This window comes from Comamonas sp. (assembly GCF_036666375.1).
GTDB lineage: Bacteria > Pseudomonadota > Gammaproteobacteria > Burkholderiales > Burkholderiaceae_C > Comamonas.
This window is the reverse complement of sequence record NZ_JAVWWA010000025.1, coordinates 4,601-24,395: the sequence shown is the minus strand read 5'-3', so window position 1 is coordinate 24,395 and position 19,795 is coordinate 4,601. Positions and strand designations below refer to the sequence as shown.

The 19,795-nt window shown below is 66.7% G+C and carries 20 protein-coding genes and 1 pseudogene; 9 read left to right on the top strand and 12 right to left on the bottom strand.

Features of this window, described 5'->3' with window-relative positions:
* Window positions 1–176: 176 nt before the first annotated feature.
* From RR928_RS08690 to RR928_RS08680, 3 genes are read right to left on the bottom strand one after another with little or no spacing between them, the layout of a single operon-like run.
* Window positions 177–1,157 carry a Bug family tripartite tricarboxylate transporter substrate binding protein gene (locus tag RR928_RS08690; RefSeq protein WP_332538921.1) on the bottom strand — a complete coding sequence of 327 codons (981 nt, stop codon included), beginning with the start codon at window positions 1,155–1,157 and terminating at the stop codon, window positions 177–179.
* Window positions 1,158–1,189: 32 nt separating this feature from the next.
* Window positions 1,190–2,194, bottom strand: a complete 1,005-nt coding sequence (locus RR928_RS08685) for a hydroxymethylglutaryl-CoA lyase (protein ID WP_332538922.1) — start codon at window positions 2,192–2,194, stop codon at window positions 1,190–1,192.
* A complete protein-coding gene (locus tag RR928_RS08680; protein WP_332538923.1) occupies window positions 2,191–3,393 on the bottom strand; it encodes a CaiB/BaiF CoA transferase family protein in 1,203 nt (400 codons plus the stop codon). Before RR928_RS08680 ends, RR928_RS08685 begins: the two co-directional genes overlap by 4 nt.
* A gap of 219 nt (window positions 3,394–3,612) precedes the next feature.
* Here RR928_RS08680 and RR928_RS08675 point away from each other — a divergent pair, with 219 nt between their 5' ends.
* Window positions 3,613–4,497, top strand: coding sequence for a LysR family transcriptional regulator (locus tag RR928_RS08675; protein WP_332538925.1), 885 nt, complete (start codon window positions 3,613–3,615; stop codon window positions 4,495–4,497).
* Between the two features lie 13 nt (window positions 4,498–4,510).
* On the opposite strand, the gene RR928_RS08670 is transcribed toward RR928_RS08675, so the two are convergent.
* Window positions 4,511–5,746 carry an MFS transporter gene (locus RR928_RS08670; protein ID WP_332538927.1) on the bottom strand — a complete coding sequence of 412 codons (1,236 nt, stop codon included), beginning with the start codon at window positions 5,744–5,746 and terminating at the stop codon, window positions 4,511–4,513.
* A gap of 67 nt (window positions 5,747–5,813) precedes the next feature.
* Here RR928_RS08670 and RR928_RS08665 point away from each other — a divergent pair, with 67 nt between their 5' ends.
* Together RR928_RS08665 and RR928_RS08660 are read left to right on the top strand one after the other, a co-directional pair.
* A complete protein-coding gene (locus RR928_RS08665; protein ID WP_332538928.1) occupies window positions 5,814–6,239 on the top strand; it encodes a helix-turn-helix domain-containing protein in 426 nt (141 codons plus the stop codon).
* Window positions 6,232–7,011 carry a helix-turn-helix domain-containing protein gene (locus tag RR928_RS08660; protein ID WP_332682195.1) on the top strand — a complete coding sequence of 260 codons (780 nt, stop codon included), beginning with the start codon at window positions 6,232–6,234 and terminating at the stop codon, window positions 7,009–7,011. The genes RR928_RS08665 and RR928_RS08660 overlap by 8 nt, the downstream gene beginning before the upstream one ends.
* 43 nt (window positions 7,012–7,054) lie before the next feature.
* On the opposite strand, the gene RR928_RS08655 is transcribed toward RR928_RS08660, so the two are convergent.
* Window positions 7,055–8,767, bottom strand: a complete 1,713-nt coding sequence (locus RR928_RS08655; RefSeq protein ID WP_332682193.1) for a tannase/feruloyl esterase family alpha/beta hydrolase — start codon at window positions 8,765–8,767, stop codon at window positions 7,055–7,057.
* Between RR928_RS08655 and RR928_RS08650 the strand changes: the two genes are divergently transcribed.
* Window positions 8,766–8,960 (top strand): hypothetical protein, encoded by a 195-nt coding sequence (locus tag RR928_RS08650; RefSeq protein WP_332538931.1) that lies wholly within the window; start codon window positions 8,766–8,768, stop codon window positions 8,958–8,960. The two genes, RR928_RS08655 and RR928_RS08650, sit on opposite strands and share 2 nt — an antisense overlap.
* A gap of 153 nt (window positions 8,961–9,113) precedes the next feature.
* Complete coding sequence (locus tag RR928_RS08645; protein WP_332538933.1) at window positions 9,114–9,473, top strand: VOC family protein; 360 nt, start codon at window positions 9,114–9,116, stop codon at window positions 9,471–9,473.
* A 13-nt stretch (window positions 9,474–9,486) separates the two neighbouring features.
* Here the strand turns inward: RR928_RS08645 and RR928_RS08640 are convergent, their stop codons facing one another.
* Window positions 9,487–10,254: a sulfite exporter TauE/SafE family protein gene (locus tag RR928_RS08640; protein ID WP_332682190.1), complete on the bottom strand. Its 768-nt coding sequence runs from the start codon at window positions 10,252–10,254 to the stop codon at window positions 9,487–9,489.
* A gap of 96 nt (window positions 10,255–10,350) precedes the next feature.
* On the opposite strand from RR928_RS08640, the gene RR928_RS08635 reads away from it, so the two are divergent.
* Window positions 10,351–11,241, top strand: a complete 891-nt coding sequence (locus RR928_RS08635) for a LysR substrate-binding domain-containing protein (protein WP_332538936.1) — start codon at window positions 10,351–10,353, stop codon at window positions 11,239–11,241.
* 171 nt (window positions 11,242–11,412) lie between these two features.
* On the opposite strand, the gene RR928_RS08630 is transcribed toward RR928_RS08635, so the two are convergent.
* Window positions 11,413–12,402 carry a hypothetical protein gene (locus RR928_RS08630; RefSeq protein ID WP_332538938.1) on the bottom strand — a complete coding sequence of 330 codons (990 nt, stop codon included), beginning with the start codon at window positions 12,400–12,402 and terminating at the stop codon, window positions 11,413–11,415.
* A gap of 253 nt (window positions 12,403–12,655) precedes the next feature.
* On the opposite strand from RR928_RS08630, the gene RR928_RS08625 reads away from it, so the two are divergent.
* The gene (locus tag RR928_RS08625) at window positions 12,656–13,318 is read left to right on the top strand and encodes a hemerythrin domain-containing protein (protein ID WP_332538939.1); all 663 of its coding nucleotides are present in this window, start codon (window positions 12,656–12,658) and stop codon (window positions 13,316–13,318) included.
* A 25-nt stretch (window positions 13,319–13,343) separates the two neighbouring features.
* On the opposite strand, the gene RR928_RS08620 is transcribed toward RR928_RS08625, so the two are convergent.
* The 5 genes from RR928_RS08620 to RR928_RS08600 form a co-directional block, all read right to left on the bottom strand.
* Window positions 13,344–14,693, bottom strand: coding sequence for a diguanylate cyclase domain-containing protein (locus RR928_RS08620; RefSeq protein WP_332538940.1), 1,350 nt, complete (start codon window positions 14,691–14,693; stop codon window positions 13,344–13,346).
* 114 nt (window positions 14,694–14,807) lie between these two features.
* Window positions 14,808–16,145 carry an argininosuccinate synthase gene (argG, locus tag RR928_RS08615; RefSeq protein ID WP_332682187.1) on the bottom strand — a complete coding sequence of 446 codons (1,338 nt, stop codon included), beginning with the start codon at window positions 16,143–16,145 and terminating at the stop codon, window positions 14,808–14,810.
* Between the two features lie 61 nt (window positions 16,146–16,206).
* Entirely contained in the window at window positions 16,207–16,524 is a 318-nt protein-coding gene (gene ppnP, locus RR928_RS08610) for a pyrimidine/purine nucleoside phosphorylase (protein WP_332540205.1), read from the bottom strand.
* A 138-nt stretch (window positions 16,525–16,662) separates the two neighbouring features.
* A complete protein-coding gene (locus tag RR928_RS08605; protein ID WP_332682185.1) occupies window positions 16,663–17,397 on the bottom strand; it encodes a glycine zipper 2TM domain-containing protein in 735 nt (244 codons plus the stop codon).
* 118 nt (window positions 17,398–17,515) lie between these two features.
* On the bottom strand, window positions 17,516–17,872 hold the full coding sequence (locus tag RR928_RS08600) for an arsenate reductase (RefSeq protein ID WP_332549875.1): 357 nt from the start codon (window positions 17,870–17,872) through the stop codon (window positions 17,516–17,518).
* A gap of 61 nt (window positions 17,873–17,933) precedes the next feature.
* Between RR928_RS08600 and folC the strand changes: the two genes are divergently transcribed.
* A complete protein-coding gene (gene folC, locus RR928_RS08595) occupies window positions 17,934–19,259 on the top strand; it encodes a bifunctional tetrahydrofolate synthase/dihydrofolate synthase (protein ID WP_332549874.1) in 1,326 nt (441 codons plus the stop codon).
* 21 nt (window positions 19,260–19,280) lie between these two features.
* Window positions 19,281–19,795 (top strand): annotated as a pseudogene (locus tag RR928_RS08590) (SPOR domain-containing protein); the annotation flags it as partial.

Sequence of the window (19,795 nt, the reverse complement as noted above, 5' to 3'; positions counted from 1 at the left end):
GCCGCGCTGATGCAGCGCCAGCCGCAGCCGGCCTGCGTCTGGCCCGAAGTGCGGTTTGACGAAGCGCAGGGCTTCCTGCTGCGCGATCCGCTCGGCTGCCTATCGGATCAGGATCTGCAGGCGCTGGGCCGCGCCGTGCAGTTCATGGGCGCAGCGGTGCGCATCGAGGCCTGAGATCACTCGGCCTGGATGTTGGCGTCCTTGACGATCTTGCCCCACATGTCCCAGTCGCGCTTGACCATGGCGCCCAGTGCCTTGCTGTCCTTGAAGTCGGCGGTCGCGCCCTGGTCCAGCGCCTTCTTCTGGAACGCGGCATCGGCCAGCATGTTGCGCACATCGGTTTCGAGCTTGCGCACGATCTCGGGCGAGGTCTTGGCCGGTGCGAACAGCGCAAACCAAGAGGTGGCGTTGACGCCGGGCAGACCCGCTTCGGCCGTGGTCGGCACGTTGGGCAGGCTGGGCAGGCGCTCCTTGCCGGTCACGGCCAGCACCTTGAGCTTGCCCGACTGGATATGGGCCATGAACGGCGGCGCGGTGCCGAACGTCAGATCGACCTGGCCGCCCAGCAGATCCTGCAAGGCAGGGCCCGTTCCCTTGTAGGGCACATGCACCATGCGAATGCCCGCGGCCTGTTCGAGCTGCACGCCGGTCACATGCTGCAGCGAGCCATTGCCCGAAGACGCGTAGTTGAGCTTGGCCGGGTTGGCCTTGGCATAGGCCACGAGTTCCTGCAGCGTGTTCACGGGCAGATCGCGGCGCACGACGACGATCTGCGGCGCGGACAGCACGTTGGCCACGGGAACGAAGTCCGTCAGCTCCCAGGCGCTCTTGCCCAGGTGGGGCGAGATCACGTGAAAGCCCGAGTACTGCATCAGCAAGGTATAGCCATCGGCTTCGGCGCGCTTGGCCTGGGCCGCGGCGATGTTGCCGTTGCCGCCGCCCTTGTTCTCGACCACGATGGTCTGGCCCAGCACCGGGCCCAGAGCCTGGGCCGCCATGCGCGCGGCCAGATCGGTGGTGCCGCCGGCGGCGGCCGGCACCACCATGGTGATGGGCTTGACGGGGTAGTCGGAGCGTGCGGCGGCGGTGCCGGCAACGCCCAGGGCCAGGCCGGTGGCCAGTGCGAGGCGGCCGAATTGCTTGCGGGTCATGGTCATTTTGTGTCTCCTTGGATTTTGTAATGCGGGCTTCAAAGCCCCGATTGCGCGGCCTGCAGCCGCTCCATCGCGCGCGCGCGAACTTCCTGCAGCGATGCGGGCGCGGGATGCAACTGCTGCACCGGCCCCGCCTTGACGATGGCGCTGGGAATGTCGTGGCCGATCTGCGCGGGCAAGGCCGCTGCCACTGCGGTCAGCGCCGCCAGATCGACACCCGTGTCGTAGCCCATGAGCTGCAGCGCATGCACCAGCTCCTCGGTGCAGGCATTGCCGCTGGCGCCGGGCGCATAAGGGCAGCCGCCCATGCCGCCCACCGAGGCGTCGAACCGGTCCGCGCCGGCGGCGATGGCCGCGAGCACATTGGCCAGCGCCATGGCGCGCGTGTCGTGGAAATGCAGTGTCAGGGTGGTCTGCGGCCAGCGCGCCTTGAATGCGCCGACCAGCGCATGCACCTGGGCTGGATGGGCCATGCCCGTGGTGTCGCACAAGGTGATGCCTTGCACGCCCAGATCGATGAAGCGCTGGGCCCAGTCGAGCACGACCTCGGCCGGCACATCGCCCTCCATCGGGCAGCCGAAGCTGCACGACAGCGAGACGTTGATGGCGACCCGGCCCTGCCGGGCGACCGCGATCACATCCTGCAGTCCCGCAAACGACTGCTCGCGCAGCATGCGCAGGTTGGCGAGGTTGTGGGTTTCGCTGACCGACATCACCAGGTTCAGTTCATCGGCGCCCGCGCCCATCGCGCGCTCGGCGCCCTTGACGTTGGGCACCAGGCAGGTCATCACGGTGCCGGGCGGGCGCGCGATGCCGCGCAGCACCTGCTCGGCGTCGGCCAGCGCGGGAATCGCCGTGGGCGAGACAAAGGCCGTGACTTCGATCTTGGCCATGCCGGCCGCCGACAGCGCATCGACCATGGCGATCTTCTGCGCCGTTGGCACGAAGACTTTTTCCATCTGCAGGCCGTCGCGCGGGCCCACTTCCTGGAGGTAGATGCGCCGGCCCGCGCCGTTCCAGACGTTGGCGGTGCTGCTCATTGGATCACTCCCTGCGCGCGCAGTTCGGCGATCTGCTGGGCATTGAGGCCCATGCCCGCGAGCACCGCGTCGGTGTCGTCGCCCAGCTTGGGCGCGCTGCTGCGCACCGTGCCCGGCGTTGCCGACAGCTTGGGCACGATGCCCGGCACTTCGACGCTGTAGCCGTCGCGTGTCTGCTGCTGCAGGATCATGTCGCGCGCGCGGTAGTGCGGGTCTTCGCAGATGTCCTTGGCGGTGTAGACGCGGCCGGCGGGAACGCGCGCCGCGCCCAGCTGTTCAAGCACCTCGTTGATGCTGCGGGCCTGGGTCCAGGCGGCAATCGCGGCGTCGATCTCCTGCACGCGCGCCACGCGCCCGGCGTTGTCGGCCAGGTCGCTGGCGCCGGCCAGGTCGTCGCGCCCTATGGTCTGCATCAGGCGCTTGAAGATGCTGTCGCCATTGCCCGCGACCAGCACCCAGCCGTCGGCGCAGGGGTAGGCGTTCGAGGGCGCGATGCCGGGCAGGGCGCTGCCCGCGGCTTCGCGCACCGCGCCGAACGCGCTGTATTCGGGCACCAGGCTTTCCATCACGTTGAACACCGCTTCGTGCAGCGCCACGTCGATCACCTGGCCCTTGCCGCCATGCGCCTGGCGGTGATAGAGCGCCGTCAGCACGCCTATGGTGCCGTGCAGCGCCGCGAGCGTGTCGCCGATCGATACGCCCACGCGCACCGGCACGCGTCCGGGCTCGCCCGTGAGATGGCGCAGGCCGCCCATGGCTTCACCGACGACGCCGAAACCCGGCAGGTCGCGGTAGGGGCCGGTCTGGCCGTAGCCAGAAATCCGCAGAATGATCAGCCCCGGGTTGAGCGCATGCAGTTCGTCGGGCGACATGCCCCAGCCTTCGAGCGTGCCGGGCCGGAAGTTCTCGATCAGCACGTCGGCTTCCTTGAGCAGCTGGCGCGCCAGCTCCTGGCCCTGGGGCTTGCGCAGGTCGAGCGCCACCGATTTCTTGTTGCGCGACTGCACCTGCCACCACACCGAGGTGCCGTCCTTGATCATGCGCCAGTTGCGCAGCGGATCGCCGTCGCCCGGTGCCTCGATCTTGATGACGTCGGCGCCGAACTCACCGAGGGTCTTGCCCGCGAACGGGCCGGCGATCAGCTGGCCCATCTCGATCACGCGCACGCCCGCGAGCGCGCCCGCGTCCAGTGCCGGCATATGTTGTTGCGTTTCCTGCATTCGTTCCTTCTCTCTCGGCGGTTTCGATTCGCATCGCGAAGGCCGCAATGATGCAAAAGATAGTCGCGGCTGCAAAACGCTGATTTGCGTCTCTGCCATCGCATTTCGGCATGGCTGAACAGAAAATCAGTAGATACCCTAGGTGAAAGCGTGAACGCATGCGGCTGCACTGCCGTTTTGGCAAAGCAAAATGCGGGCATGCGACTCGACCCCATTTCCTTGCGTTTGTTCGTGGCCGTCATGGAGGAGCAGGCGATTGCGCGTGCCGCCGCGCGCGAAAACATCGCCACGTCTGCCGCGAGCCGCCGCCTCGCGGAACTCGAGGCCCAGCTCAAGGTGCAGTTGTTCGAGCGCAGCAACCGCGGGATCGCACCCACGCCCGCGGCCTATACCTTGCTGGGCCTGGCGCGCAGCGTGCTCGGGGAGATCGACGGCATCGCGCGCCAGATGCGCGAGTACGGCAGCGGCATGCGCGGCCATGTGCGCATGGTGGCCAACATCTCGGCGATCACGCAGTTCCTGCCCGCGCAGCTGCAGGGCTTCATGACCCAGCACCCCGAAGTGCAGGTCCACCTTCAGGAGAAGATCAGCAGCGAGATCGCGCTGGCCGTGGCGCAGAACACGGCAGATTTCGGCATTCTGAATGCGGGCCGCTATGGCGGCGACCTGTGCTATCTGCCTTACCGCCAGGACGAGCTGATACTGATCGCGCCGCACGGCCACCCGCTCACGCAGTTCGACCAGGTCGACATGCGCCAGGCGCTGGCCTATGACTTCGTCGGCGCGCATGTGGGCAGCGTGATCAACGCGTTGCTCACGCGCAGCGCCGCGCAGGTGGATCTGCCGTTGAAGCTGCGCATCCAGGTGACCAGCTACGACGCACTGTGCCTGATGGTGGCCGCGGGCCTGGGCGTGGGCGTGCTGCCGCGCCAGAGCGCCGCCTTGTACGCAGGCACGCTGGCGATCACGGCCTTGCGCCTGGACGAGCCCTGGGCGCAGCGCCAACTGGTGCTGTGCATGCGCTCGTTCGAAGGCCTGCCGCCGGTCGCGCGCGCGCTGGTCGAGCATCTTGCCAAGCCGTGAGTGCCGCCGCGTTTCAGGTTATGCCGCGATGCGCCGCCTGACGGCGCAAGGCCAGAAGAAGTGACAGCAGGCACAGGCCCGCGGTGGCGAGAAAGGTCGTCGCAAAGGCCTGCTCCATGGCCTGGCGCGAACTGTGGGCCAGGCCATCGGCGCCCAGCAGTGCGGCAAACAGCAGCGGCAGCAGCGAGGCGCCGAGCATGAACCCCAGGTTGCGCGACAGCCCCAGCAGTCCCGAAAGAAGGCCCTTGTGTGCCTCTGGCGCGGCGCGCATCACGGCGGTGTTGTTGCCCGCCATGAACAGTTGGAATCCGGGCGTGACCAGTACCAGCGCCAGCATGTAGCCCGGCACGCCTATGGCGGCGGGCAGCAGCGCGAAGCCGCACAGCCCGGCCGCGGCCAGCGCCAGGCCCGCACGCAAGCTGGCTTGGGCGCCAATGCGGTCGGTGATGCGCCCCGCAGGCACGCCCGACAGCGCGGCGGCGACCGGGCCCGTGGCCATCACCAGCCCGGTCTGCGCTTCGGTCAGGCCCAGGCCGAAAGCCAGAAAGAACGGGCCTACGACCAGCGTGGCCATCATCACCGCGCCGACCAGAAGATTCATCGCCAGCGGCGTGGCGACCGCACGGTCGCGCAGCAGGCCCAAAGCCAGGGGCGCGCGCGTCGCGCTCGCGCGGTCTTTCGTGCCGGCAAGCGCTGTCAAGGCGAGCAGCAGCAGACCCGCGCCGAGCATGGTCAGCAAGGCGAAGGCGCTGCGCCAGCCCAGGGCGCCAATCAACAGTCCGCCTGCGGACGGACCCAGCGCCGTGCCTATGGCCGACATGGTGCCCAGCAGGCCCATCGCCGCGCCCATGCGGTCTTTGGCGATCAGGCCCTTGGCCAGCGACAGCGGCAGCGCCATCAGCGTGGCTGCGCCCAGGCCTTGCGCCGCGCGCGCGGCAATCAGCCAGCCCAGGCCGGGAGCGAGCGCTGCCGCGGCCGACGCCAGCGTGAACAGTACGATGCCGGCCAGGAGCACGCGCCGGTGGCCGTGCAGATCACCCATGCGCCCGGCGGAGACGATGGCCAGCGTGACCGCGAGCAGATAGGCCAGCATCACCCATTGCACCTGCGCGACGCTTGCAGAGAAGGCCCTGGCAAGCGTGGGCAGTGCCACGGTCGCGATGCTGATGCCCAGCGACGCGAGCAGGATGGCGCTGGCGAGTGTCGCCAGTACAAGCCTGTTGTGGGGGAGGGGAGTTGCGTTTTTCATGCGGACTTCTTGCTGCGGAATGAAGGACAGCTTTACTATGCAACTTCAAGTCAACTTGAGGTCAAGAGTGAATCTTCTCGATATCGGCGTGCTGTCGAAAGCCAGCGGCCTGCCCGCCTCCACGCTGCGCTACTACGAAGAGCGCGGCCTGATCGCGTCCGTGGCGCGCAACGGCCTGCGCCGCCAGTACCGCGAGGAAACGCTGGATCAACTGGCGTTGATCGCCCTGGGCAAGGGCGCGGGCTTTTCGCTCGATGAGATCAACGGCATGTTCGACCAGAACCGCCAGCCCGATCTGCCGCGGCCCTCCTTGCACGAGAGGGCGGACGAACTCGATCAGCAGATCCGCCGCATGACCACCTTGAGCAAGCTGCTGCGCCATGTCGCCGAATGCCCGGCGCCGGCGCACATGGCATGCCCGCGATTTCGCAAGCTGCTGCGGGTCGCGGGGCCCGGGGAGGCGGTCAATCAGCGTCCGGCGAAAAATGCGTGAGAAGAGTGCGGGAGTGGAGACTTCGGGAATAGCGGGCATCACCGGCCATTACCGGGAGCATCTGCCCCCGCCCGGTTTGCAGGCGCAGTTCCAGTGCCTCTGGAGCAGCGCGCTGTCCGATGGCCAGGCCAGCGATGTTGCGGTCATGCCCGACGGCTGTGTCGACGTCGTCTGGCGCGCCGACCGCTTGCTGGTGGTCGGCCCGGACATCGTCGCCGCGCATCCCGATCTCGCACCCGGAGCGCGTGTCATGGGCGCGCGCTTCCAGCCCGGGGCTGCACGCGGCTGGCTGGGCCTGCCGATGTCGGAGATCGTGGGCCGGGAAGTGGCGTTGGCGGATCTGCTGGGCGTCAGGGGCAGGGACTTCGCACAGCGGATGGAAGATGCCTGCTCTCCAGGCGCGCGGGCGCAGGTCTTTCAAGCGCAGCTGATCGCGGCTTCGGGAAACCTCCCCGGTGCCGATCGCAGCGCGCGCGAGACCTTCCATTTGGCGGCGCGTGGACTGGGCGCGCAGCGCATGCGCGAGCGCCTGGGCATCAGCCAGCGCAGCTTGCTGCGCCATAGCCGCGATCATTTCGGCTATGGGCCCAAGACACTGGAGCGCATCTTGCGCCTGCAGCGATTAATGGACCTGGCCCGCGCTGATCACAGCGCGGGACTGGCGCTGCTGGCGGTCGATGCAGGCTATGCCGACCAGTCCCATCTGGCGCGTGAAGTCCGGGCATTGTGCGGCATGACCGCGACGGCCTTGCTGGCGCAGATCCGGTCTTGAACCGGGGCGGCGTTGCCCGGCGCCGGCCCCTGCCGTTGCGGCGCTATTGCGTGGAGCAGCTGAAGCTGGCTGCCACGTTGATGTCGCCGCTGCCGTTGTAGCGCGGATACGCGGGGTAGTCGCACAGCGGACGCGTGCGGCCCGGAACGCCGGCCGTGTCGGTCACGGTCTGGTTCGGTGGCAGCGTGCTTTTCTCGACCCAGTTCTCGAGCGTCGACAGCGAATCCCAGGCGGCATTGAAGACGCTGCTGACCGCATGCCCGTAGCCCGGAATCTCGTAGTAGCGCAGGAAGGTGTCGGCGCGCGCCTGGCCCATGGTCGTGCGCACGCGATCGACGTACTGCGCGGTGGCGCGGGTGCTGACCAGTGCATCGCCCGTGCCGTGCGCTATCAGCATCTTTCCTCCCCTGGACTGGAACGCCGTCAGATCGGTCTTGTTGACGTCCTGCAGCGCGCTCAGCGCGCTGATGCGCTCCTGGTAGGCGCCGGGGTTTTGCGGGTCCAGCGTGAGCGCGTTGAAGTTAGGGTCGCGCGTCACGAAAAAGCGCACCCACTGGTCCCAGAAAACACTGCCATAGGGCGCGCCGGTAGGCATGGGATTGGCGGGCTGGACGGTCTTCAAGGAGAGCGCCGAGACGGTGGGCTGCAAGGGGCTGGCGTTGGGAATGCCGAAGTCGGTGCCCCAGGTGTTGAAGCCCGGATACTGGGTCTCGCCGCTGGCCAGCGGGTAGCCGAAAGTGATCGGCGTGTTGATGACATTGAAGGCCGCGATCTGAGCGTCCGACAGGCAGCTGTCGCCCTGGTCCAGGCCGCCCGCGCAGCGCAGCGGCAGGCCGTTGACGGTCGCGGTCATGGGATCGAAGCGTGCGTTGCAGGCCTTGATGTCGCTGATCAGGCCGTCGGCCACGCCGTCGAGCGCATCGCATGCCTGCATCGATGCGTCGTACAGCTGCTTGCGCTTGGCCGGGCTGGGATAGGCGCCGGGCTGGGCCAGCGCGCGCGTGATGCGGCCGAACTGCAGGTCTAGGCTTGCAGCTGCGCCCGCAGGATACAGCGCAATCACTCCGTCCCAGTCCTGCGGCCATTTCTGCGCCACGGCCAGTGCCTCGCGGCCGCCGGTGGAGCCGCCGGCGAAATAGGCTTTGGTCGGCGCGCCCACGGCGTAGCGCGCCTTGATGATCGCCAGCGCCACATCGCGCGTCTTCTTGAGCGCATCGCCCGAAAAATTACGGACCGCCTCGTCGTTGACGCCGAACGAGCCGTCCTGGCTGCCCAGGGCCGTGGCCTGGTGTCCCGAATCGCTGGCGAATGTCGCGTAACCACGGCCCAGCGGCGTTGCCTGCGCGGTCGGCCCTGCGGGGACGTTGCCTGTCACCGAAGGAATCGTGCCGTTGTAGCCGCCGCCGCCGAACATCATCGCCTTGTTGTTCCATACGGCCGGCAAGGCCACCTGCAGCATGATCTTCGGCGCCGTGGCATCCACCGGAGAAATCGACGCACTCACGCGGCAGAACTCTGGCGTGGCGCCCGCGCCGCTGCCCGTTGCCGCGACCGTAGCGGCGGCGGTGACCAGCGCGCCGGTCGTGGGCAGGCCTATGACGGCCGCGGCAATGGTCATGCCGTTCAGATCCGCGCAAGCCAATGGCAGCGGTGCGGGCGGACTGCCGCCGTCACCATTGCCGCCGCATCCGACCAGTACGGCCGACAAGGGCAGCAATAAAGCCAGGTGGCCTAGAGAACGCTGGGGTTGTCGCATGTTGTCTCCTGCTGTTGAAAAATTACGGAGCAAGTCCGGGCCCGGGGCACGGATTTCGATCAAGCACTTTGTCGACATATTCCTGTCCACCGAGGGCGCTCGGATGGGTGGCAAGGACTGCAGCCGTCGTGGCCGCGATGGGGAACAGGAATTTCAGGGGATGCGCGCGTTCAGCGGCAAGACAATCAACTGATGGACAGTGTCTGGAAACGGTATCGTGCGGTCTATCCACGTTTGCACTAGCCTTGCCGGCATTGCCGCATATGGCCGACTTGGCCGATTTGTCCAAGACGCAGGGGCGCGCTCAAGCGATCATGGCGGCAATTCACTCCACCCAGGAAAAAGCATGACCACCACCGAACGCGATCGCAGGATCGACAATATCGAATTCAACGTCGCTGACATCGCGCGCAGCAAGGCGTTCTATGGCGCGGCCTTCGACTGGCAGTTCACCGACTATGGTCCGGCCTACACGGAGTTCAGCGATGGCCGCCTGACCGGCGGCTTCACCACGGGCGAGGCCGTGCGGCCCGGTGGCCCGCTGGTCATCCTGTATGCCGACGATCTGGCCCAGGCCCAGCGGCGGCTCGAAGCCGCGGGCGCGGTGATCACCCGTGCGGTGTTCGCTTTTCCCGGCGGGCGCCGGTTTCACTTTCAGGACCCGGACGGCTACGAGCTGGCGGTCTGGTCGGACCAGGCGCACTGAGCGCTGTTGCGCGTCAAGGCGCGAGCATTTCCTTGAGCACCATGTGCAGGCCCAGCACGATCAGGCTGGCCAGAAAGACTTTTCGGAACAGCACGGGCGATAGCCGGTGGCGCAGATGCTGTCCGGCGGCCATGCCTGCGAGGGCGGGAAGCAACAGCATGACCGATGCGCCCAGGCTGGCGCTTGAGTACTGCGCATTGAAATACAGGCCGGCGGCAAGCGCCACGGTGGAGACCGTGAACGAGATGCCCATGGCCTGTATCAGTGCATCGCGCTGCAATCCGAGTGCCTGCAGATAAGGCACGGCGGGAATCACGAACACGCCCGTGGCCGCCGTGACCAGGCCCGTTGCGGCGCCTATCAACGGCCCCAGCCAGGGCTCGCTGGCCGCGCGCACGGTCAGCCGCGCGCCCGTGAGGCCCCAGACCGCGTAGCCGACCAGCGCCGCGCCCAGGCAGGCCGTGGCCCAGGCACCTGCGGGCGCACCCAGCGCCCAGGCGCCGGCCAGCGTGCCTATGCACACGCCGATCTGCATGGGCGCCAGGCGGCGCAGCAGGGGCCAGAGCGCCGGCCAGGGCCGGATCTGCCACACGTTGGTGGCCAGCGAAGGCACGATCAGCAGCGCCGCTGCCTGGGCGGGCGTCATCAGCAGCGCGAGCAAGGCCATGGCAACCGTGGGCAGCCCCAGGCCGACCACGCCCTTGACCAGGCCGGCGAGAATGAAGACCAGGGTGACCAGCAGCGGCCAGACGGCGTCGGAAAGCGCAATGGGGAAATGCATGGCGCGATTCTGGCGACGCCAGGCACGGCGCGGAATGCGGATGTTGCGTAGCCAGCCTCAGGCGCTTCCTGAGCCTCGATGTGGTACTTTGCGGCCATGCGCTTTGACCTGACCGATCTGCGGCTGTTCCTGAACGTCCATGAGGCGGGCACGATCACGGGCGGCGCCGAGCGCAGCCACATGACGCTGGCTTCGGCCAGCGAGCGCGTGCGCGGCATGGAGGAGGCGCTGGGCGTGGCGCTGCTGCTGCGCGAACGCCGCGGCGTGCAGCTGACGCCCGCGGGCCGCACGCTGCTGCACCACGCGCGCCTGGTGCTGCAGCAGATGGACCGACTGCAGGGCGAACTCGCCGACTATGGCGCGGGGTTCAAGGGCCATGTGCGCCTGCTGTGCAATACCTCGGCCCTGAGTGAGCATCTGCCGCAGGTGCTGGGCGGCTTTCTCGCGCGGCATGCCGGCATTTCCGTCGATCTGGAGGAGCGTGCGAGCAGCGAGATCGTCGACGCGCTGCGCAACGGGCTGTGCGATGTCGGCATGGTCTCCGACTCCGTGGACCTCGACGGCCTGCAGAGCTTTGCCTTTTGTGCGGACCCGCTGGTGCTGGTCGTGCCGCGCGGCCATGGGCTGGCGCAGCGCCGCTCGGTTGACCTGGCGGAAATCGTCGACTGCGCCTTTGTCGGCCTGCTCGACGGCAGCGCACTGCAGGCCCACATCACCCAGCAGGCCCGGCGCCTGGGCCAGCGGCTGAACTATCGCGTTCGCCTGCGCAGTTTCGAATCGGTGTGCCGCATGGTGGGCGAAGGCATAGGCGTGGGCATTGTTCCGCAGGCGGTCGCGCTGCGCCATGCGCGCGCGGCAAAGATCAAGCGCATTGCCTTGACCGACGCCTGGGCCGCGCGCAATCTGATGCTGTGCGTGCGCGATCTCGACGCATTGCCCGCGCCCGCGCAGCAACTGGCGCGGCATCTGCTGGCCCATTCCCCATGAAAAAGCCCGCACGCGGCGGGCTGGGGACACATGGATCGCGTATCAGGTGAGCAGCGCGATCAGGATGATGATGGGAATCGGAATGCCAAGCAGGAACAGGAGAATGGAGCGCATGGATGGTCCTTTGGAGTGAGGGGCCGGCCCGCAAGGGCCGGCGGTGGACAGAATGGTTTAGAAAGCGTCGCGTTGGCGGCCACCCCAGGTGGCGGACAGGCTGGCCACGAAAGCACCGATCAGCAGCGCGACGAACAGCCACAGCATCGAGTGCGCGGCGACCTTGCGTGCGGTTTCGGCGGCTTCCTTGGCCTTGACTTCGGCTTCATCGATCTTGGCCTTGGCCTGGGCGATCTGCTGCTGCGCCTGCTCGAACGACTTCTGCACGCGTTCCAGGGCCTGCTCTTGAGTCAGGCCGGTGCGCTCGGCGACCAGTTGTGCGACGTAGCGCGCGTCTTCTTCCGGCAGCTTGCCGGTCTGCAGCGCATTCGCGTAGATGCTCGTGACTTCCTTGGCCACATCGGCGGGCGAGCGCTGGCTTGGCGGCACGGGGGCCGTCGTGCCATCGGTGGTGGGGGCGGGGCGGAACAGGCTGTCGACCCAATAGCCGAAGCGATTGGCCGAAGCACCCTGGCTGTCGCCGCTGCCCGCAATCGCACCGGTTGCGCCGGCAACCGCTGCCTGCACGCCGCCGCCGACCATGGTGGCCGCACCCGACGCCACAGCACCCGCGGCCTTGGCGGTGCCGGTGATCGCGCTGCTGGCGACCGAGCCCATCAGTGCCACCATCAGCAAAGTGGCCAGCGACCAGGCCAGGAATCCATGGGCGGTGTCGCGAAAATAGACTTCGTCAACCTGCACGCCGAGCCAGCGGGTGCGCAGGCGGCCAGCGATGTAGCCACCGACGCCGGCCGAGGCCAGTTGGGTGAATGCAAACCATGCGGCAGCTGTCCAGCCGAAAGTCTCGCCTTCGACGCCGCGGCCCGACCAGACCGAGATCGACGACAGGCCCAGGCCTATGCCGAGAACGAAGAGGACAAGAGACAGTACTGCGGCAGCGAGCGCGCCCGCGAAAATTGCCGCCCAGGAAACGCCTGCGCCGTCGACAGCCCGAGGAAGGGCGGAAGGAGCGAGGGGGTCGGACTGAACATAGGTAGGTGCCGTCATGGAGAGCCTTCCGGTGGATTGGAAAAGTCCCATTTTTGGTGCGTCGACCTGGAATGGTTTGTAAGGAAACCGGAAGAAACGTATCCGATTCAAGCTCCTTTTGCTGCAGGAATGTCGCCGTCCCGCGGCAAGGTGCGCAGTCCCGGCGCAGGATGAGGATGCAATGCGTATTCGGCTTACATGGCGACTCGCAGCTTTGGTCAATGGTGAGGATGGACCGCCAAAACAACCATGCACCACCACGAGGACCGCAATGAACCGAACTGCCACGGCGAAAAGCACCGCCAAGCCCATTCCCCCCATGCCAGCCAAGCGCGCCGCGATCGCCAAGGCCAAGCCCATTCCCCCCCTGCAAGCCAAGCGCGCTGCGATCGCCAAGGCCAAGGCAATTGCCGAGGATGTGCCGGCGAACATCGGCAGCACGCCGGCCACGCGTTTTCGCGGCGATGCCGACATCTTCGGCCGCCTGGTCGAAGACCATGACCGCCACCGCGCGCTGCTGGCGATGATCAGCGCGACCCACGGCCATTCGCCTGAGCGCGAGCGCCTGTTCATGGAGCTGGTCAGGGAGATCAAGGGCCATGCCGCGGCCGAGGAGCAGGCGCTGTGGTCCAGCGTGCTGCGCAATCCCGAGACCACCGAGGACGCGCGCCATGCAGTCGGCGAGCACAAGGAGATGGACAAGATGCTGGCCGACCTGGCCGCGCGCGACATGGCCTCGCCCGGCTGGCTGCGCCGCTTCGCCGCGCTGCGCGACGAATACCTGCACCACATTCGCGAGGAGGAGCAGGAGCAGTTCGTCGCGGCGCAGAAACACCTGTCCGACAGCGATGTGCGCTACATGCGCCAGGTGTTCAACCGCCGCAAGAAGGAAGAGAAGGCCGGGGCCACGATAGAGAAGAAGCTGCAGAAATAAGCGCGCTCAGCCGGCCAGGCCAGGGTCATCGCGCGCCGTGGCCGCCGGCTTTCTTCATGCGGTACATGCTGTTGTCGGCCTGCTGCAGCAGCTCGTGTTCGTTGCTGCCGTGTTCGGGATAGCTGGCGCTGCCTATGCTTGTCTGTATGTTGAGCTGCTGGCCGTTGATGTCGAACGGCGTATCGAACGTGGCGCCGATCTTGTGCGCGATGACCCATGCGCCATCCATGGGGGCAGTCGACTCGAGCAGCACCACGAACTCGTCGCCACCCACGCGGGCCACGGTGTCGTAGCTGCGAAAGCAGGCCTTGAGCCGCTGCGCGAACGCCTTGAGCAGGCTGTCACCGGCTGAATGTCCGAGGGAATCGTTGATCTGTTTGAACCCGTCCAGGTCCAGATACAGCACGCAGAGAAAGAGCCCGTCGCGCCCGGCGCGCTCCAGCGCCCGGCTCAGGCGGTCATGCAGCATGGTGCGGTTGACCAGGCCGGTCAGCGGATCGAAATGCGCCATGAACTGCAGGCTTGCGTAGAGGCGCCTGCGCTCCACTGCGGACGCCACCTGCGTGGCAATGCACTGCAGCGTCTCCTGATCCTGCACAGCATTGGAGTGGCTCTTGAGCACCAGCGCGCCCATCACGCCTTGCTGCGTGATCAGCGGCACGCCCAGCCAGGACGCCGCGTCTTCCGGCCCCGGCACGGCCACCTGCTGCGGGCTGTGCCTGGGATCGGGAGAGCGGATGATGTCGTCACAGAAGGCCTGCACCATGGGGGTGGGGCGGTCGGTGCCGGCATCTCCGTCGAGCACCAGATAAGGGAATTCAAGCTGTTGACGGATCTCGTCACGCAGCGCCACGGCGAATGCGAGGCAGGGCAGCAGCGCGTCTATGATCTGGTGAACGCGTTGCAGCAGTTCGCGCATGTCCTTGGCCTCGTGGGCGGCTTCCGAAATGGCGTTGGTCGCGGTCTGCAGCGCCTGCGCACGCTTGCGCGCGGAAATGTCGCGCGCCACGGCGATCCTGACCTGATCGACTTCTGACCAGCGCGCCGACCACATCAGGTCGATGAGCTTGCCGTCCTTGCGTACATAGCGGTTCTCGAAATGCAGGTGGCTTTGGCCAGCCATGACGTTGTGCGCTGCCTGCAGCGTTCTTTCCCGGTCCTGCGGCGCCACCATGTCGATCATGCGCCGACCTATCATTTCCTCTGGCGTGTAGCCGAGTATTGCTTCGCAGGCGGCGCTCGCAAAGACGAAGTAGCCCTGCGCATCCACCACGCACACCGCGTCCAGCAGCAGATCGAGAATCGTGCTGAACAAGGGATCGCTTTGCTGCGGCGTGGGGAGATGGCTGGCCGAAGTGTCAGGGTGGGTGTTCATGTCGTTGATCGGAGGAGCCGCCGCGGTGGAGACAGAAACAAGGCCGTGGAAGGGTGAAAAAAAAGCCACGTCCATCGGGCGATGGCGTGGCTTTCAGCGACCGTTGCGGTCCTGTCAGTTCTTGTCGTTGCCCAACTGGGGCAGGGCCGAGCCGCTGCCCATGGACAGCAGGCCGCTCTTCGCGTAGATGGCGAGCTTGTCGCGCGTGTCCATCAGGTCGAGGTTGCGCATGGTCAGCTGGCCGATGCGGTCCGCGGGCGAGAACGGTGCGTCCTCGACCTTTTCCATCGACAGGCGCTCGGGCTGGTACGTCAGGTTCGCCGACTCGGTGTTGAGCAGCGAGTAGTCGTTGCCGCGGCGCAGCTCCAGCGTCACGGTGCCGGTGATGGCGCGCGCGACCCAGCGCTGGGCGGTTTCGCGCAGCATGATGGCCTGGGGATCGAACCAGCGGCCCTGGTACAGCAGACGGCCCAGGCGCAGGCCGTTGATGCGGTACTGCTCGATGGTGTCTTCGTTGTGGATGCCGGTCACGAGGCGTTCGTAGGCAATGTGCAGCAGCGCCATGCCCGGGGCTTCGTAGATGCCGCGGCTCTTGGCTTCGATGATGCGGTTCTCGATCTGGTCGCTCATGCCCAGGCCGTGGCGGCCGCCGATGCGGTTGGCTTCCAGGAACAACTCGACCGGGTCTTCAATGCGCTTGCCGTTCAGGGCGACAGGGCGGCCTTCTTCAAAGGTCACCGACACTTCCTCGGCCTTGACTTCGACTTCAGGCTTCCAGAACGCCACGCCCATGATGGGGTTGACGATGCGGATGCCGCTCGACAGCAGTTCCAGATCCTTGGCTTCGTGCGTCGCGCCCAGCATGTTGGAGTCGGTCGAGTAGGCCTTCTCGGCGCTCATCTTGTAGCCGAAACCTTCCTTGGTCATGAAGGCCGACATTTCGGCGCGGCCGCCGAGTTCGTCGATGAAGGCCTGGTCCAGCCAGGGCTTGTAGATGCGCAGCGCGGGGTTGGTGAGCAGACCGTAGCGGTAGAAGCGCTCGATGTCGTTGCCCTTGAAAGTCGAGCCGTCGCCCCAGATGTGGACGTCGTCTTCCTTCATCGCGGCGACCAGCATGGTGCCGGTCACGGCACGGCCCAGCGGCGTGGTGTTGAAGTAGGTGATGCCGCCGGTGGAGATGTGGAAGGCGCCGGCCTGGATGGCGGCAATGCCTTCGTTGGCCAGTTGCGTGCGGCAGTCGATCAGGCGGGCCTTCTCGGCGCCGTATTCCATGGCCTTGCGCGGAATCTCGTCGTAATCCGCTTCGTCGGGCTGGCCCAGGTTGGCGGTGTAGGCGTAGGGCACGGCGCCCTTGTTCTTCATCCAGCGCAGCGCGGCGCTGGTGTCCAGGCCGCCGGAGAAGGCGATGCCGACTTTGTCGCCGACGGGAAGGTTCTTGAGGATGGTTTCCATAGATCAGTGCACTCTGGGTAAGAGAATTAAGTGGGTTCGGCCCGCAGGCCGGCCGCCGGGCTCACGCGTAGTGGCAAATGTAGTGGTAGGCCTCGGTCACGCGGATGTCGAACTTCGAATTCGCGGGAATGTGGAAGGACTCACCGGCCTGGGAGCTGAGCCACTGGTCGGTGCCGTCGAGGCGGTATTCGCACGATCCGCCCACGCATTCCATGATTTCGGCGGCGGCCGTGCCGAAGGTCAGCGTGGCGGGCAGGACCACGCCCACCGATTTCTTGGTGCCGTCGGCGAGGGTGAAGCTATGGCTCACGCACTTGCCGTCAAAGTAGACGTTGGCTTTGGTGGTGAGGGTAACGCCGGCGAAGTTTTCGGTGGTCATGGAAGAACGCGGTCCGTGAAAGTGGGCAAAGCGCAGATTTTAGGCCAGCCAGCGTCCTCCGTGCTGCGTGCAGGGGAGTCGCCAAGCAAAGCGCCCCTGAAACCCGGGCTTCAGGGGCGTTGAGAAGGTGGGGTTGCCTCAGCGGCGCCAGCCGCCGTGGTGGTGCGGACGCTCGTAGTGGCGCGGTCCGTTCCAGCGATCGCGCGGCCGCAGCACATAGTGGGCGCCAGCGGCAATCGTCGCGCCCAGCAGTATGGGCGCCACATAGTCGGCGGCGCTGTAGCCCGTGTCCGGGGGCGCCGTGTACACCGTCTGCGGTGTGGCATAGGTCACCGGAGGATAGGCCGCAGCGGAGTAGGCGTCCGGCGTGCCGTAGTAGCCCTGTGGATAGCTGGGTGCGTAGGCTTGCGGTGCCGGCTGCACGTTCAGCGCGATCCAGTCGCCCGGAGGGGTGGCGGTGCGCGTCGTGTACTGGCGTCCGGCGTATTCATAGACCACGTCGTAGCCCACCGCCTGGTTGCGGTAGTAGTTCTGCGTGGTGCAGCGGCGCACGGTCTGGTACTGGGTGCTGTTGTTGCCTTCGAGCTGGTTGCCCAGCATCGCGCCGCCGACCAGGCCCGCTCCCGTCGCTGCCGCACGGCCCGAGCCGCCGCCAATGGCGTTGCCCGCGAGACCGCCGACCACGGCGCCTATCACCGCGCCCGCGCCGGAACTGCGCTGGCGCACCGGCACGGTTTCATCCTGGCAGACCTGCTGCGGCACGCTCACCTGCTGCTGCACGGGAGAGACGGACAGCACGCGGCCTTGCTCCTGGGCCATTGCAGCGCCTGTCGACAGCGCGGCCGCGGCTCCGATCCAGATCATTCTTTTCATGGCTCAAGCTCCTTTGCTGACCGCGGCACTCATGCCCCGGCAATGGACCAAATTTTAGGCCTGCTCGGTGAACCGCGTGCGCCAGCGGGGTAAACGCCGGTAAGTGTTTGTATGCTTTTCAGCTGTTTGCGTCCAGCCGCGCCTGCCAGGCATCGGCCTGGAAGCCCACGCTGATGCTGCCGTCGGGCCATTCGACCACCGGGCGCTTGATCAGGCTGGGCTGGGCCTGCACCAGCGCGCTGGCGCTGGCCGCGTCCTGCACGCCGGCCTGGGCGGCGGCGTCGAGCTTGCGCCAGGTCGTGCCCTGGCGATTGACGATCTTCTCCCAGCCCAGGGCTTCCATCCAGCGCGCGAGCTGCGCGGGCGGCACGCCCAGCTTCTTGAAATCATGGAACTCATGCGCCTGACCCTGGGCTGAAAGCCATAGCCGCGCTTTTTTGACGGTGTCGCAATTTGGAATGCCGTAAACGATCATGAAGGGGATACTCCGGGTGAAGCCAATCGAGCCGCCGCTGCTGGGCGACAATGCGCGCAGTATGCACACCACATTCCCCAATCTGGAAGCCTGGCTCTCTTATTGCGAGCGCCTGCACCCCCAAAACATCGCCATGGGCCTGGAGCGCGTGCGCGAAGTGGCCCAGCGCCTGGCGCTGCGTTTCGACTGCCCGGTGATCACCGTGGCCGGCACCAATGGCAAGGGCTCGACCTGTGCCATGCTCGAAGCCGTGGCGCTGCAGTCCGGCTACAAGCCCGGCGTCTACACCTCGCCGCATCTGGTGCATTTCGAGGAGCGTTGCCGCATCGGCGGTGAAATCGCCAGCGCCGAGCAGCTGATGGGCAGCTTCGAGGCCGTCGAGGCCGCGCGCGTGCAGGGCGGCAACGAAGTCCAGCTGACCTACTTCGAGTTCACCACGCTGGGCATCATGCATCTGCTGAGCCGCTCGGGTCTCGATGTGGCGATTCTGGAAGTCGGCCTGGGCGGGCGCCTGGATGCGACCAACGTGATCGACACCGACTGCGCAATCATCACCAGCATCGACATCGACCATACCGAGCTGCTGGGCAAGGACCGCGAGACCATAGGCCGCGAGAAGGCCGGAATCATGCGCCCCGGCCGTCCGGTGATCGTCAGCGATCCGGTCGCGCCGCAAAGCGTGATCGACCATGCCAACGAGATCGGCGCCCAGCTGTGGCAGTTTGGCCAGGATTTCAATTTTTCGGGCGACAAGCAGCAGTGGGGCTGGGCGGGCCGCGGGCGCCGCTATGCGGGCCTGGCCTATCCCGCGCTGCGCGGCGCGAACCAGCTGGTCAATGCCGCGGGCGCGCTGGCCGCATTCGAGGCCTTGCGCGAGCGCCTGCCGGTCACGGCCCAGGCGGTGCGCACCGGCATGGCCATGGTCGAGCTGCCCGGGCGCTTCCAGATCGTTCCCGGCCAGCCCACACTGGTGCTCGATGTCGCGCACAACCCGCATTCGGTCGCGGCCCTCACGGCCAATCTCGATGCCATGGGCTTTTTCCCCACGACCCATGCGGTTTTTGGCGCAATGGCCGACAAGGACCTCGCGCCGATGTTCGCCAAGGTCGGCCCGCTGATCGATCGCTGGTACTTCTGCGACCTGCCCACGCCGCGTGCCGACACGGCTGCGGGCCTGCAGCAGAAATGGAATGCGGTGCAGATGGTCGCCGGCGGGCGCCGTGAAGTGGCCACCAGCCTGCATGCGACTCCCGAGTTGGCCTTGCAGGCTGCGGTCGCCGCTGCGGACCCCGCTGATAGAATCGTGGTCTTTGGCTCGTTTTATACGGTGGGTGGTGTGCTGCTTCATGGCACGCCGCGCTTGCAAGCCAAGCATCTGGGCGAATAAGCCCGAACGAGTCTGCACTTCATGGCATTTTTCAAGTTCTCTTGGTTCGGCAAAAAAGAGGCTGCGGACAAGTCCGTAACGCGTTCCCGCGCTGCCCAGGTGGAAAGCGTCGACGTCATGCGCAGTCGCGCGCGCCATCGGCTGATCGGCGCTGCGGTGCTGGTGCTGGTCGGCGTGGTGGGCTTCCCACTGCTGTTCGACACCCAGCCCCGACCGATTCCCGTCGATATTCCGATTGAGATTCCCGACCGCGGTCATGTCGCGCCGCTGATGGTGCCCGGCGAAACCGCGGCTCCGGCGGCTGCGGCACGTCCGTCCACTTCCGTGGACACGCACGCATCGCTGGACAAGGGCGAGGAAGTCTTCGAATCGTCCACGCCCGTGGCCGCGCCGCGTGCGGCCGCCATGCCCATGCCGCCCGTGCCGCCCTTGATGTCGCCGCCCGCGGCCGCATCTGCCAAGGCGGAGTCGCCCAAGCCTGCGCCCGCGAAAACCGAGCCCAAGGTCGAAGCCCCGGTCAAGCCAAAGCCTGAACC

Bases quoted from the DNA above. Each gene is read 5' to 3' on its own strand.
- RR928_RS08635 (WP_332538936.1), top strand. From the start codon at position 10,351: ATGCGCTTTGACCTGACCGATCTGCGGCTGTTCCTGAACGTCCATGAG.
- ppnP (WP_332540205.1), bottom strand. From the start codon at position 16,524: ATGACCACCGAAAACTTCGCCGGCGTTACCCTCACCACCAAAGCCAAC.
- RR928_RS08680 (WP_332538923.1), bottom strand. From the start codon at position 3,393: ATGCCGGCACTGGACGCGGGCGCGCTCGCGGGCGTGCGCGTGATCGAG.
- RR928_RS08640 (WP_332682190.1), bottom strand. From the start codon at position 10,254: ATGCATTTCCCCATTGCGCTTTCCGACGCCGTCTGGCCGCTGCTGGTC.
- RR928_RS08655 (WP_332682193.1), bottom strand. From the start codon at position 8,767: ATGCGACAACCCCAGCGTTCTCTAGGCCACCTGGCTTTATTGCTGCCC.
- RR928_RS08605 (WP_332682185.1), bottom strand. From the start codon at position 17,397: ATGAAAAGAATGATCTGGATCGGAGCCGCGGCCGCGCTGTCGACAGGC.
- RR928_RS08625 (WP_332538939.1), top strand. From the start codon at position 12,656: ATGAACCGAACTGCCACGGCGAAAAGCACCGCCAAGCCCATTCCCCCC.
- folC (WP_332549874.1), top strand. From the start codon at position 17,934: ATGCACACCACATTCCCCAATCTGGAAGCCTGGCTCTCTTATTGCGAG.
- RR928_RS08660 (WP_332682195.1), top strand. From the start codon at position 6,232: ATGCGTGAGAAGAGTGCGGGAGTGGAGACTTCGGGAATAGCGGGCATC.
- RR928_RS08630 (WP_332538938.1), bottom strand. From the start codon at position 12,402: ATGACGGCACCTACCTATGTTCAGTCCGACCCCCTCGCTCCTTCCGCC.
- RR928_RS08600 (WP_332549875.1), bottom strand. From the start codon at position 17,872: ATGATCGTTTACGGCATTCCAAATTGCGACACCGTCAAAAAAGCGCGG.
- RR928_RS08650 (WP_332538931.1), top strand. From the start codon at position 8,766: ATGTTGTCTCCTGCTGTTGAAAAATTACGGAGCAAGTCCGGGCCCGGG.
- RR928_RS08645 (WP_332538933.1), top strand. From the start codon at position 9,114: ATGACCACCACCGAACGCGATCGCAGGATCGACAATATCGAATTCAAC.
- argG (WP_332682187.1), bottom strand. From the start codon at position 16,145: ATGGAAACCATCCTCAAGAACCTTCCCGTCGGCGACAAAGTCGGCATC.
- RR928_RS08670 (WP_332538927.1), bottom strand. From the start codon at position 5,746: ATGAAAAACGCAACTCCCCTCCCCCACAACAGGCTTGTACTGGCGACA.
- RR928_RS08675 (WP_332538925.1), top strand. From the start codon at position 3,613: ATGCGACTCGACCCCATTTCCTTGCGTTTGTTCGTGGCCGTCATGGAG.
- RR928_RS08690 (WP_332538921.1), bottom strand. From the start codon at position 1,157: ATGACCATGACCCGCAAGCAATTCGGCCGCCTCGCACTGGCCACCGGC.
- RR928_RS08620 (WP_332538940.1), bottom strand. From the start codon at position 14,693: ATGAACACCCACCCTGACACTTCGGCCAGCCATCTCCCCACGCCGCAG.
- RR928_RS08685 (WP_332538922.1), bottom strand. From the start codon at position 2,194: ATGAGCAGCACCGCCAACGTCTGGAACGGCGCGGGCCGGCGCATCTAC.